This is a genomic window from Bradyrhizobium sp. SRS-191, assembly GCF_024586915.1.
In the GTDB taxonomy this organism is placed as follows: domain Bacteria; phylum Pseudomonadota; class Alphaproteobacteria; order Rhizobiales; family Xanthobacteraceae; genus Bradyrhizobium.
Map to the genome: position 1 here is coordinate 269,177 of NZ_JANBVS010000002.1, position 13,700 is coordinate 282,876.

Below are 13,700 nucleotides of genomic sequence, written 5' to 3' on the forward strand. Positions count from 1 at the left end.
GACCATTTTCATGTCACGCTTCTTCATCGCGCGTCCGATCTTTGCCTGGGTCGTGGCGATCTTCATCTGTCTCGGCGGCATCCTGGCGATTCCGTTCCTGCCCGTCGCGCAATATCCGATCATCGCGCCGCCCTCGATCTCGATCTCGACGTCCTATCCGGGCGCCTCGACCGAGAACCTCTATTACAGCGTCACCCGCCTCATCGAAGAGGAGCTGAATGGCGCCGCCGGGATTCTGAACTACGAGTCGACCAGTGACACCACGGGCGAGGTCGAGATCATTGCGCAGTTCAAGCCCGGCACGGACATCGAGCTCGCCGCCGTCGACGTGCAGAACCGCATCAAGCGCATCGAGCCGCGCCTGCCGGAGGCCGTGCGCAAGCAGGGCGTCGTCATTCTCGAGGCGAGCAGCGCGATCCTCCAATTCGTCACGCTGACCTCGACCGACGGCAGCCTCGACGAGATCGGCCTCGGCGACGTTGCGACCCGCTACGTGCTGCCGGAGCTGCGCCGTGTGCCCGGTGTCGGCCGCGCCCGCTTGTTTGCGACCGAGCGCGCGATGCGGATCTGGCTCGATCCCGACAAGCTGCTCGGCCTCGGCTTGACCGCGCAGGACGTCGACGCCGCGATCGCGGCGCAGAATTCGCAAGTTGCCTCCGGCATCCTCGGCGTCCCGCCGTCGCCATCGACCCAGCGCACCCAGAACATGGTGCTGGTCAAGGGCCAGCTCGAATCGCCGGAGGAGTTCGGCAACATCGTGCTGCGGGCCAATCTCAACGGCTCCAACGTCAAGCTGTCCGACGTGGCGAAGATCGAGGTCGGCGGCCTGACCTACGCCTTCTCCTCGTGGCTCGACGGCAAGCCGGCGGCCGCCGTCGCCGTGCAACTGGCGCCGACCGGCAATGCGCTCGCGACCGCCAAGGCGGTCAAGACGCGGATGGCCGAGCTCGCGGGCTTCTTCCCGCCCGGCGTCAAATACGAGGTCTCCTACGACATCACCCCGGTCATCGCCGCCTCGGTCAAGAAGGTGCTGATGACGCTCGGCGAAGCCGTTGTGCTGGTGTTCCTGGTGATGTTCCTGTTCCTGCAGAACATCCGCTACACGCTGATCCCGACCATCGTCGTCCCGATCGCGCTGCTCGGCACCTGTGCGGTGCTGCTCAGCCTTGGCTTCTCCATCAACGTGCTGACCATGTTCGGCATGGTGCTGGCGATCGGCATCCTGGTCGACGACGCCATCGTCGTCGTCGAGAACGTCGAGCGCATCATGGCGGAGGAGGGGCTGTCGCCTGTCGAGGCGACCGTCAAGGCGATGGAGCAGATCACCGGCGCGGTGATCGGCATCACTCTGGTGCTGATGGCGGTGTTCGTGCCGATGGCCTTCTTCCCCGGCTCGGTCGGCATCATGTACCAGCAGTTCTCGGCCTCGATGGTGGTGTCGATCGGCTTCTCCGCCTTCCTCGCCTTGTCTTTGACGCCGGCGCTGTGCGCGACCTTGCTCAAGCCGATCGAGAAGGGCCATGGCCATGCCAAGCGCGGCTTCTTCGGCTGGTTCAACCGCTGGTTCGGGCGAGTGACGGAGCGCTATACCGGTGCGACGCGCTGGGTCGTGGCGCGCGGCGGCCGGTTCATGATCATCTACGTGCTGCTGCTGGCCGGGCTCGGCTATTCGCTGTGGCGCCTGCCGGGCGGCTTCCTGCCGGTCGACGACCAGGGCTTCGTGATGGTCGACGTGCTGACGCCGGCCGACGCCAGCACCAACCGTACGCTCGACGTGATCAAGGCTGCCGAAAAGACGCTCGCCGAGACCCCCGGCATCGACACGGTGTCGTTCATCTCCGGCTTCAGCTTCTACGGCCAGGGCTCGAACACGGCGCAGGCTTTCGTCACCTTGAAGGACTGGTCGGAGCGTGGCCGCAACGAGAGCGCGGATGCCTTGATCGCGCGTCTCAATCCGGAGCTGGCGAAGATCCGCGACGGCGAGGTGTCGGTGCTGGCGCCGCCGCCGATCGACAATCTCGGCAACACCTCGGGCTTCAGCTTCCGCCTGCAGGACCGTTCGCAGCGGGGCTATGACGCGCTGATGGCGGCGAAGGACCAGCTGTTCGCGGCCGCCGCGACCTCGCCGGTGCTCGGCAAGCTCAGCGTCGAGGGGCTGCCGCCGGCGCCGCTGGTTCGTCTCGAGATCGACCGCGCCAAGGCGGCGGCGCTCGGCGTGACCTTTGCGGCGATCAACGGCGCGCTGTCGACCAGCCTCGGCTCGAACTACATCAACGACTTCCTGAACCTCGGCCGCATGCAGCGTGTCGTGGTCCAGGCCAACGACGACAAGCGGACGAAGCCCGAGCATCTGCTGACCTACAGCGTGCGCAACAGTGCCGGCGAGATGGTGCCGTTCTCGTCATTCGCTCGCATCGCCTGGTCCGTGGGGCCCACCCAGGTCGTCGGCTTCGACGGCTATCCGTCCGTGCGCATCACCGGCAACCCGAAGCCGGGTTACACCTCGGGCGACGCAATCGCGGAGATGGAGCGGCTGATGGGCACTCTGCCGAAGGGCTTCGGCTACGCCTGGACCGGCCAGTCGCTGCAGGAGAAGCTTGCGGGATCGCAGGCGGCGTTCCTGCTCGGCCTGTCGATCCTGTTCGTCTTCCTGTGTCTCGCCGCGCTGTACGAGAGCTGGGCGATCCCGTTCGCCGTCATGCTCGCGGTGCCGCTCGGCCTGATCGGCTCGGTCGCCGCGGCCTGTCTGCGCGGGTTGCCCAACGACGTCTACTTCACGGTGGGCATCATCACCATCATCGGCCTGTCCGCGAAGAACGCTATTCTGATCATCGAGTTCGCCAAGGACCTGCGCGCCCGCGGCACGCCGCTGATCGAGGCGACGGTGACGGCCTGCGAGCTGCGCTTTCGGCCGATCATCATGACGTCGCTGGCCTTCATCCTCGGCGTCGTGCCGCTGGTGATCGCGACCGGCGCGAGCGGCGCCAGCCAGCAGGCGCTCGGCACCGGCGTGCTCGGCGGCATGATCACGGCCACCTTCCTGGCGGTGTTCTGGGTGCCGGTGTTCTTCGTCATGGTGATCCGCTTCTTCACGCGCGACAAGGCGGCGGTCTCTGCGACCAAAGAGGAGGTGCCATCGGCGGCGCATTGAGGGCCTGGCCTGCACGATGCCGAGACGCCGGTTCTTGCCCGTCTCGGCTCGTGGTATCCTCTCCATGAACACGCCTCTCGGCGTGTTCATGGTCCGGTTTGCGGTGCCCCTTGGCTTTTGACCCTCAGGGAACGAGAGCAGCGAAGAAAGGGCTGAGGAGCTGTCATGGTCGGCATTCGGGGGCAGTGACGCAGTGGCCGCAACGCGGATCGCCATTCTCGGCAGTTCAATGCCGAGCTTCGAACTTGCTGATGCTCTCATGGCCGATGGCTGCGAAGTCTGCGCGATCGTGCCGCCGCGCGGCGGGCTCGGTCGCGGAGTCGAACGGCGTGCTGCTGCGCGCCGGTTGCCGGTGTGCGATGTCGGACCGTCGATCAATGATCCGCATACGATCGAGCGGCTGCGGCTGCTGCGCGCCGACCTCTACGTGAATTGGGGGCATCCCGAGCGATTTTCGCAGGATGTGCTGGAATTGCCGCGGCTCGGCGTTCTCAATCTGCATCCCGGCGAGATCCCGGGCGCACGCGGCCTCGAGCCGGTGTTCGCAGCCATCGTTGAGGGTTGGCCGGCGATCACCCAGACGGCCCATCTGATGAGCGCCGCCTTCGACGATGGCCCGATCATCCGCACCCGCCGCATCGCGATCGATGATGAGCCGTATCGGGATGTGGTCGAGGAGCGGCTGCGTGAGGGGGCCGTCGGCTTCTATCGCGAGGCGGTGCTGGCCGTGCTGGCCGGCGAGCGCGGCGCGCCGGGGACGGGGCCGCGGCGCTATTTCGGGAAGCTGAAGCCGGATGATGACGTGCTGCGCTGGACCGAGCCGCGCGAAGCCGTGCTGCGGCGGCTGCGTGCGCTCAGTCCGTTCAAGCCCGCACGCAGCTTCATCGCCGGTCACAGTGAGCCGCTGCTGATCTGGCGCGCGGAGGCGAGTGATATCGCCGCTGAACCCGCGTCGGCCGGACAGGTGATCGCGGCCGGTGACGATGAGCTGTTGGTGGCGGCTGCGGATGGGCTTGTCCGCATCACGGCATATGAGCGCCCGCCGGCGCTGCCGTTGGTCAAGCTGGTCGGCGCGGAGCTGACGGGTGATCAGCCGCGATGAGGGCCGCGCAGCCGGCTCGCCAGCCTCTCGCGCTTGCGCGCGCGCAGGATGCGGTAGGAGAGGCGGCCGTCGGTCATGGCGACCTGCATCTCCGAGCCGGGGCGGGCCATGATGAGATCGAGCACGCGGGCATCGGATTGCGCCGTGACATCATCCGTCTCGGCCGGCGCCGCGGCGCCGAAGCCTGCGAACTGCGCCTCGCCTTCGGCGGCGCGGGCCAGCATCACATTCGTCGTAATATCGCGGTCGCCGAGCACGTCGAGCCCGCAAGCGCCCATCTCGGCACGCCGCGCCATCACGTCGTCGCGCTCGAACACGTCGGTGTAGAGGAACGTACCGCCCGGCCGCAGCACCCGCGCCACCTCCGCGTAGAACCGCGCGACGTGCGGATAGCAGTGCGAGCTCTCGACATTGGTCACGACGTCGAAGCTCTGGTCGGCGAACGGCAGCTGCTCGGCGTCGCCCTCGAGGAAGCGGCTGCGCGGCGCATCGACCGCGCGGCGACAGAAAGCGATGTTCTCCGGCGTGAGGTCGATGCCGGTGACCTCGTGTGGCTTGAAGTAGTTCAGCAGCGTGTGCACGGTGCCGCCGCGGCCGCAGCCGATATCGAGCACGTCGCGGCCGGCGAGATCGGTGTCGCCGACCAGTTCGAGGATGAGCCGCACCGAGCTGGCATTGACGGCATCGGGCCTGGGCAGCAGGCGGGCTTCATCCTGCCCCGACGGCAGGTAGCCCCAGTTCATGAACAGGCTGACCTCGCCGAATGGCAGCCCGTCGACGCGCCGGTTCCAATAGCCGTAGAAGCGCTGGATGCGCGACTTGAAAGCCTCGGGCTCAGTCGCCTTGTCAGGCAGGTCGTAGGCGTCGTGGTCGGACATAGGGTGGTCTCGCTACAGCTCGATGCAGTTGGCGACCTTGCGCAGGCGAAGGATGCGATATTCGAAGCGGCCGTCCTCGATGCTGTCAAAGAACTCGGAGCCTTCCGGCGCGAGGAAGTAGCTCATCAGGGCGGCGCGCGTCGGGTCGGCCGCGTCGGCCTCCTGCGCATTGAAGGCACGCAGCTGCACCTGCGCTGCCTCGCGCCGCGCGGCCAGCACGTTGGCGGTGATGTCGCGATCGGCCGCGATGACGAAGCCGTTGGTGGTGAGGAAATCGCGCGCATGCGCGAACTGCGCCGGCTGCAGCAGGTCGGTATAGGCGAAATGGCCGCCGACCCGCAGCACGCGATTGACCTCGCGGTAGAAGCGGTCGATGTCCGGATAAGCGTTGGACGATTCGATGTTGGTGACGAGATCGAAGGTGCCGTCGCCGAAGGCGAGGTCCTCCGCGTCGCCCTGGAAGAAGCGCAGGCGCGGATCGGCGTGGGCCTGACGGCAATGCGCGATGCTCGTCGGGTTGATATCGACACCCGTGAGGCTGCGCGGCGAAAACCGCGCGGCGAGCGCCGCCAGCGTGCCGCCACGGCCGCAGCCGACGTCGAGCACGTCGAGACCATCGACGCCGAGCGGCCCGAGCAGCTCCAGCACCAGCCGCACCGCGTGGCGATCGAGCATCGCGGCCGGCAGACTGCCGCTCCAATCGTCGGGCCGGCCCTCGACCGGCAGGTAGCCCCAGTTGAAGAACTGCACATAGCCATCGAGGCTGCCGTCGGAGAGATAGGTGTTGAGACCATTGTAGAAGTCGATGACGCGCGACTTCAGCTGCGCCGGTGCAACGCCGAGGCGGTCGCCAAGACGGTCGCCAAGACGGTCGCGAAGACCGGCAGGCGGGATGGCATCGTGCGAGTTCATCGGAGGCTCCGCCTGCGGTCGACGAGGGCATGGCGGCGGCGCTCGGCGCGATCGTCGACATCCTGAGTTTCAGCTGCCGCGGCCTTCTCCTCGGTCGTGAGCCTGGCCTGGTCGGCGATCGTGGTGGCGCGAAACAGGTCGATCAGCGCAAGCTCGCGGCCGAAATGGCTGTTGATGCGATGGAGCAGGCGCACCAGCAGCAGTGAGTGGCCGCCGGCATCGAAGAAGTTGGTGGTGCGGTCGATGCGCTCGCGCTGCAACAGCTCCTGCCAGATCGCATGGACCGCATGCTCGGCGTCACCGGCCGGCGCTGCCGCCTCATTCATCTCGGAGGCGGCTGCGATCGGCGGCAGCGCGCGACGGTCGATCTTGCCGGTGCGGGCCAGCGGCATCCGCTCGATCACCGCGATCTGGGCGGGGATCATGTACTCCGGCAGCAGCCGGCCGAGATGCAGCTTCAGCTCGGGCCCGATACTGCGGCCGAGCGCGGTCTGCAGCGGATCGTTGGACAGCTCGGCCCATGGCTTCGTTGCCCGCGAGACCTCCAGGGGCGAGACGGGACGAGGGCTGCCTTGCGGATACATCAGCACGTCGAACACGCCGTCGCCGGCACGCTCGGACAGCGCAAATTCCACCGCCAAGCCAGCGGCAGCCGCGGCCTGCGCGAGCTGCTCGGGATGCAGGGCCGGGGTGGGCGGCGGCGCATCGGGATCGATGGAGGCAAGCAGCTCAAGATCGTCCGTCAGGCGGCCGTCAGGCACGCCGGTGATGCAAACCGATCCATGCGTATGCGCGGCAGCGATCATCGCGGTGACCGGATCGGCGGCATCGAGTGTGGTCCAGGCCATCCTGACGGCGGGAGGCGACGAGTGAGTGGCACCCGTCTCGAGCTCCACCTCGTAGCGGTACTTGGTCAGCTCATTGGTCGCCATGCCGCGCTTGGCGACGAGCCGGACCGTTGCGCCATGCGCGGCGGCGACGTTGGTGAAGAAGGCAGGATCGAGCACCAGCTCCTTGTCGAAGCGGATGCGATTGGCGGCGCGGGCGAGAATGGCGGGTCCGCCGAGCGCATGCTGCCGCGCCTCGACGGAGACGGCGAACAGGCGCTGCAGGGGCAGCGACCTGATGTCGCCGAGATAGATCCGGCCTGATGGCGCGAGGCAGGCGAAGACGCCGTCGAGCACGCGGCGCAGATAGTCCCGGCTCGGGAAGTACTGGACGATCGAATTGAGGATGACGAGATCGAAATGCTGCAGCGGCAGGCCGGCGAAATCATCGGCCTCGCGCTGCTCGATGGTAACGTGGCTCCAGCCGTTGCGGCGCACGAGTTCGCGGGTGCCGGCCACCGCCGGCGGAGAGAAGTCGGTGCCGTGATAGGATGCGACCACACCGGCAAGGCCGCGCAGCAGCAGCCCGGTGCCGCAGCCGATTTCCAGGACGCGGCGCGGCTTCAGCGCCAGCAGCGCCTCGGTCGTCCTGGCCTGCCATTCGCGCATCTCGGCGACTGCGATCGGTCGGCCCGTGTAGCTGTCGTGCCAGCCGGCAAGATCGGCATCCGCCGCATCGGCGGCAGGAGCATAGGTGATCTCGTACAATTCGCGCCAGTCGGAGACGAACGCCTGGCCATGCTGCTGGTGCTGCACGGTCGCGATGTCCGGCTTGAGCGTGACGAAGGCTTCGAGGAACTTGTCGTCATCTGCCGTCCGCACGACGACGGCGGCCTCGGCGACCGCGGGATGACGGGCGAGCGCGAGCTCGATCTCCTCGATCTCGATGCGGTGGCCGCGGATCTTGACCTGATTGTCGCGCCGCCCGACGAACTCGATATTGTCATCCGGATCGAGCCGCACGAGATCGCCGCTGCGATAGAGCCTGGTGCCGTCGGCCGCCGTGACGAAGCGAGCCTCGGTCGCCTCGGTGTCGCCGAGATAACCGCTGGCGAGCCCGTTGCCGCCGATGCAAAGCTCGCCGGGCATGCCGGCCGGGACGGGCCTGAGATCGGCGTCGAGAATGCGGCAGATGACGCCCGGCAGCGGCCGTCCGATCGGCACGGTCGCGGCACGCTCGGTGAGCTCCGCGATCGGATGGAACGTTGCGAAGGTCGTGGTCTCCGTCGGCCCATAGACGTGCAGCAGGCGGGCCGGCGGACCGGCCGCGAGCACGCTGCGGACATGGTCGGCATTGACCGCCTCGCCGCCGAACAACACGAGCCGCAGCGATGCGAAGGCTGCAGGCTTCAGCTGGGCGACCTGGTTGAACAGCGCCGTGGTGAGGAACATGACCGACATCGCACGCGCCTTCAGACATCGTGCGAGCGCATCGGGATCGAGCAGGGTCTGCTTGTTGACGAGAACGATGCAGCCGCCATTGAGCAGCGCGCCCCAGATCTCGAACGTGGCGGCATCGAACGACAGCGGGGCGGCCTGCGCGATGCGATCGTCAGGCCTCAGCGCGGCGTAGTCGGTGTCGAGAACGAGATTGGCGACTGCGCCCTGCGGCACGAGGATCGCCTTGGGCGTCCCGGTCGAGCCGGAGGTGAAGTTGACATAGGCCGGGCTGTCGGCGCCGATCAGATCCGGCGCGGGCAGCGCCGCGCGGATGCGCTCGTCCATGTCGCCCGGGATCACGATGCCGAGCGATTCATCGATCCGCCTGAGCACGTCGCGAAATGCGGCCGTGGTGATGACATGGCGGACACCGGCCTGCGTCAGCATCAGCGTAAGCCGTGCCTCGGGCAGGGCAGGATCGAGCGGCAGATAGGCGCCGCCGGCGCGAATGACGGCGAGCAGCATGACAATCGTTTCGATGGAGCGATCCGCGGCGATGCCGACGATGTCGCCAAGCTCGACGCCGGCTGCGACCAATTGCTCGCCGAGCACGCGGCTCGCTGTGTCGAGCGCAGCGTAGCTCAGCGCTCGGCCGTCATCGCCTTCGACGGCGATACGATCACCATGCGCCGTCGCGATCGCCTGGAAGCGGATGGCCAGCCCGGCACTGCCGCTCGGCAGCGCGCGCGGCCGCTCCAACGCCCGCTGCTGCATCTGCAGATCAGACGGCAGCGCCAGGACGAGCGAGGCCAAGGGAGCGGCGGGTGCGTCCAGCGCGGCCGTCAGCAGCGTGGTGAACTGCGCAGCGAGACGTCTCGCTGTGGCCGCCGTGAAGAGATCGGTGGCATAGACCAGCAGACCCTCGATGGCGCCGTCGCGTTCAAACAAATGAGTCTCGATGTCGAACCGCGTGGTGCGGATGTCCACCGGGAATGGCGAAGCTTCGATGCCGGGCAGAGCGAGGCGGTCGTCGGTCGCGTTCTGCAGCGCGAATGCGACCTGAACCAGCGGATTGCGGGCGGGATCGCGATCGGGATGCAGGCGTTCCACCAACTGCTCAAATGGCATGTCCTGGTGCTGGTAGGCCTCCAGCGCGACATTGCGCACGCGCGCGATCAGCGTTTCGAGCGACGGCGTGCCCGACAGGTCGAGCCGCAGCGCCAGCGTGTTGACGAAGAAGCCGATCAGATCCTCAGTCTCGTGGCGGTGGCGATTGGCGATCGGGCTCGCCACCGCGAAATCCTCCTGTGCGCCGGCGCGGCCGATGACGGCGCCGTAGATCGCGATCAAAATCATGAAGGGAGTCGCATTGCAGCGCTCGGACAGCGCTTTCAGGTGCGCCGTCGTCTGGGCGTCGATGGTGATCGGCACGATGCCGCCGCGATAGGACTGCCTCGTCGGACGGCGACAATCGAGCGGCAGGCGCAGCTCGGGCAGATCGGCAAGGCGGGCCGACCAGGCTTCGAGCTGCTCACGCGCGCGAGCGCCGGAAAACCAGTCGCGCTGCCATGTTGCGAAATCAGCGTAACGCAGCGGCAACGGACGCAATGTGGCGCCGCTCATCAGCAGCGACAGCTCGCGCGCCAGCACGGTGAGCGACCAGCCGTCGCAGGCGATGTGATGCATCACCAGCGCTAGCACGGCGCTGTCGGTGGCGATCCGGACGAGCGTGGCGCGCAGCAGCGGCGGTTGCGTCAGGTCGAAAGGCTCGAGCGCCGCCTCCGCAACCAGCGCGCGCGCCTGCTCGCTGGCGTCCGGTCGATCGCGGAGATCGACCAAGTGCAACGGACAGCGCATCGGCTGCAGGGGCTCCTGCACGGATTGCCCGTCGCACTCCACCATCCGGCTGCGCAGCGGCTCGTGGCGGGCGATGATGGCATCGAGCGCGAGCTGGAGTGCGGCGATGTCGAGCGGCCCATCGAGCCGATAGGCGATCGGCACGTTGTAGCCGGCCGTGCCCGGGTCAAGACGTTCGAGAAACCAGAGCCGCTGCTGCGCAAAGGACAGCGGCGCGGCGCCAGGCGCGGCCCTGCCGGCGATCACCTCGCGGACCGGCGCCGTTGGAGCGCTCAGCGCGATGGCGGCGGCGAGCAGGCGCGGCGTCGGCTGCTCGAACACGAGCCGCAACGGCACGGCGAGTCCGCGCCGTTGCGCCAGCTGCGAGATCACGCGGGTGGCGAGCAGCGAATGTCCGCCATGCTCGAAGAAGTCGCTGTCGCGCCGGATCGGGTGGGCCAAGAGCTGCGACCAGATCGCGATGATCTCGGCTTCGAGATCGCCTGCTGCGTCGTGATCCGTCAGGAGCGTCGGTGGCGCCAGCGTGATGAGACGCAGCGCCGCCCGGTCGATCTTGCCGTGATCGCTGACCGGCATGCGCGCAATCTGCGTGATCCGGGATGGGATCATGTAGTCCGGCAGCTCCTGTCGCAGCCAGCGCAGGACGGAAAGGGGCTCGGTGCTCTCATCGTCGAGGGTGACCAAGGCTTCCAGAGACTTCTGCTCGCCGTCGCCGCGCACGATGACGGCCGCCTCAGCCACGGCCGGATGTCGTGCAAGCGCCAGCTCGACTTCCTCGACCTCGATGCGATGGCCGCGGATCTTGACCTGGTTGTCGCGGCGGCCGACGAACTCGATGTTGTTCTCGGGATCGAGCCGTGCGAGATCGCCGCTGCGATAGAGCCTGATGCCATCCCGGGCGGTGACGAAACGAGCGTCGGTGGCGGCGGAGTCGCCGAGATAGCCGTTGGCGACGCCGTTGCCGCCTATGCAGAGTTCGCCTGGCATGCCGGCTGGGACTGGCCTCAGCTCGGCATCGACGATACGGCAGATCACGCCGGGCAAAGGGCGTCCGATTGGCACGGTGGCCGCACGATCGGAGACCTGCTCGACCGGATGGAAGGTCGCGAAGGTCGTGGTCTCCGTCGGCCCGTAGACGTGGAGCAGGCGGCCGGGGGGACCTGCCGCGAGCACGCTGCGGACATGATCCGCGTTGACCGCCTCGCCCCCGAACAGCGCGAGGCGCAACGGCGCCAATGCAGCAGGCTTCGACTGGGCAAGCTGGTTGAACAGGGCCGTGGTGAGGAACATCACCGAGATCGCGCGATCCTTCAGGTCGCGGGCGAGCGCCTCGGCATCGAGCAAGGTGTGCTTGTCCACCAGGACGATGCAGCCGCCATTGAGCAGCGCGCCCCAGATTTCGAAGGTCGCAGCATCGAACGAGAGCGGCGCGGCCTGGGCGATGCGATCCTCGGGCGTGAGCGCGGCGTAGTCGGTGTCGAGCACCAGGTTGGCGACCGCGCCCTGCGGCACCAGGATCGCTTTCGGCGTGCCGGTCGAGCCCGAGGTGAAGTTGACATAGGCCGGGCTGCCGGCCCCCATCAGTTCGGGTGCGGGCAGCGACGCGTCGGCGACCTCGCCCGAAGCATCGTCTGCAACAACAATCTCGAGAGAGACTTGAACTCCGATGAAGACGTCGCGCAGCCTGGCTGTGGTGACGATATGGCGAACACCGGCTTGCTTCAGCATCAGTTCGAGCCGCGCCGGCGGCAGCGCCGGATCGAGCGGCAGATAGGCGCCGCCGGCACGGATGACGGCAAGCAGCATCACGATGGTATCGACCGAGCGCTCGGTGGCCACACCGACGATATCGCCGAGACCGATACCGGCAGCGACCAGCCGTTCACCAAGGGTGCAGCTGGCGAAGTCGAGTGCGGCATAACTCAGCGTCCGGCCGTCATCGCCTTCGACGGCGATACGCTGGCTCTGCGCGACAGCGATCGCGGCGAAGCGGGCGGCGAGTCCGGTGTCGCCGCCGGGCAGCGCGCGTGGCCGCTCCAGCAGTTGCCGCTGGGCCAGCAGATCGGCCGGCGAGTCCAGCGGCAGGTCCGCAACGTGACTCTCGGGTGTAGCCAGGCAGACATCGAGCAGATGGACATAGCGGCGTAGCCAGCGCGCGGCGCCGCGGCGCGTAAAGCTGTCGCTGCGCGCGGTGAGCATCAGCCGCAGGCCGTCCTGATCGGCTGTGTCGCTGTCCGTCAGCTTAATCTCGCTGTCGGGAGCGGGTTCCAGCAGGGCCGACGTGGCGTGGCCGGCGAGCGGCCAGACGTGAAGTTCGAGATCGAAGCGGGTGGTGCCGCGCTCAAAGCCGATGGTGCTGACGTCAATGCCGTCCAAGGCGAGCGGCGTGTCGGGGGTGGCCTGATAGGCGAAGCTCGTGAGCGCGGGATCAGCGAGCAGGGCGGAGAGCGACGGTTCGCTGGTCGCCTCATCGCGCGAGGCGTCGAGCGCAGCAGCGAGATCGTCATGAACCTGGCCGAGCAGATCGACAAAGCGCATCGTGCTGTTGAAATCGGCGCTGACGATCAGGGTGTCGACATGGAAGCCGATCTGCTCGGCCAGCGCGGCATCGCGGCGACCCGCGGCCGGCACTGCAATGACTGGCGTCGGGCTTGCCGATAGACGGGCAACGAGCAGCATCTGGACCGCCAGCAGCGTGGTCGCGACGCTGGTCCGGTGCTGACGGGCGAAGGCGCGCAAACGCGCGTGCAAGCGGGACGGAACTCGTGCGGCCAGCGTGTGGCCACCGAAGCGCCGGCCGCTCGGGCGGATCGCGTCGTGCGGCACCGGCGCGGGGCTTGCGTCCGGCAATCGCGCCGGTGCGGTCCTGCGGACAGTGACCGAGGGGGGAGCCATGACAGGGCGGGGCGGGACTTGCCACGTCTGGTCATTCAGCCGCGCGTGATAGGCCGACGCCAGATCGCGGCAAAACACGGCGTGCGACCAGCCATCGGTGACGATGTGATGGATCAGGTGAATGAGGACGTGATCGTCTTCGGCGAAGCGGATCAGAGCGGCCTTGACGAGCGGCGGCTGATCCAGCGCGATCGGCTGTTGTGTGAGGCGAGAGGCGAGATCGCGCGCGACGGAGTCGCGCTCATGGCGGGCGACCTCCGAACGATCAAGGCTCGTGATCTGAAATCGACAGGCTGCGGCAATGAAACGAACGGGCTCGCCATCGACGTCATGAAAACCGGTGCGCAGGGCATCATGTGCGGCGACGACATCGCCGAAGGCGGCTTCGAGGGCGGGGACGTCGAGACGGCCCGTCATGCGATAGGCCGCCGAGACATTGTAGAGGGCCTCGTCGGGCGCAAGCCGGCTGGCAAACCACAGTCGCTTCTCAGCAGCCGAGAGGCGCGACGCGTCACGCAGATGAGCGATGATGTCGGTCCGGTGTGCCGCGATTGACTGGCGCAGCTCTTCGCTCAGCGCGCCCGCAGGGGCGCGAAAGCGCAACTGCTCACCGTCCATGAACAGGACGACGCCGCGGC

5 protein-coding genes are annotated in these 13,700 nt (G+C 67.6%); 2 read left to right on the top strand and 3 right to left on the bottom strand.

Annotated elements, in window-relative coordinates:
* Positions 1–10 precede the first annotated feature (10 nt).
* Positions 11–3,151, top strand: coding sequence for an efflux RND transporter permease subunit (locus tag NLR35_RS05095; protein WP_257165465.1), 3,141 nt, complete (start codon positions 11–13; stop codon positions 3,149–3,151).
* A gap of 259 nt (positions 3,152–3,410) precedes the next feature.
* Positions 3,411–4,253 (top strand): methionyl-tRNA formyltransferase, encoded by an 843-nt coding sequence (locus NLR35_RS05100; RefSeq protein WP_257165466.1) that lies wholly within the window; start codon positions 3,411–3,413, stop codon positions 4,251–4,253.
* Here NLR35_RS05100 and NLR35_RS05105 read toward each other — a convergent pair.
* The 3 genes from NLR35_RS05105 to NLR35_RS05115 are packed head-to-tail and all read right to left on the bottom strand — an operon-like array spanning position 4,241 to position 13,680.
* Positions 4,241–5,131: a class I SAM-dependent methyltransferase gene (locus NLR35_RS05105; RefSeq protein ID WP_257165467.1), complete on the bottom strand. Its 891-nt coding sequence runs from the start codon at positions 5,129–5,131 to the stop codon at positions 4,241–4,243. The genes NLR35_RS05100 and NLR35_RS05105 overlap by 13 nt on opposite strands.
* A 12-nt stretch (positions 5,132–5,143) precedes the next feature.
* Complete coding sequence (locus tag NLR35_RS05110; protein WP_257165468.1) at positions 5,144–6,043, bottom strand: class I SAM-dependent methyltransferase; 900 nt, start codon at positions 6,041–6,043, stop codon at positions 5,144–5,146.
* Positions 6,040–13,680, bottom strand: coding sequence for a non-ribosomal peptide synthetase (locus NLR35_RS05115; RefSeq protein ID WP_257165775.1), 7,641 nt, complete (start codon positions 13,678–13,680; stop codon positions 6,040–6,042). The genes NLR35_RS05110 and NLR35_RS05115 overlap by 4 nt, the downstream gene beginning before the upstream one ends.
* Positions 13,681–13,700 lie beyond the last annotated feature (20 nt).

Bases quoted from the DNA above. Each gene is read 5' to 3' on its own strand.
- NLR35_RS05095 (WP_257165465.1), top strand. From the start codon at position 11: ATGTCACGCTTCTTCATCGCGCGTCCGATCTTTGCCTGGGTCGTGGCG.
- NLR35_RS05100 (WP_257165466.1), top strand. From the start codon at position 3,411: ATGGCCGATGGCTGCGAAGTCTGCGCGATCGTGCCGCCGCGCGGCGGG.
- NLR35_RS05105 (WP_257165467.1), bottom strand. From the start codon at position 5,131: ATGTCCGACCACGACGCCTACGACCTGCCTGACAAGGCGACTGAGCCC.
- NLR35_RS05110 (WP_257165468.1), bottom strand. From the start codon at position 6,043: ATGAACTCGCACGATGCCATCCCGCCTGCCGGTCTTCGCGACCGTCTT.
- NLR35_RS05115 (WP_257165775.1), bottom strand. From the start codon at position 13,680: ATGGACGGTGAGCAGTTGCGCTTTCGCGCCCCTGCGGGCGCGCTGAGC.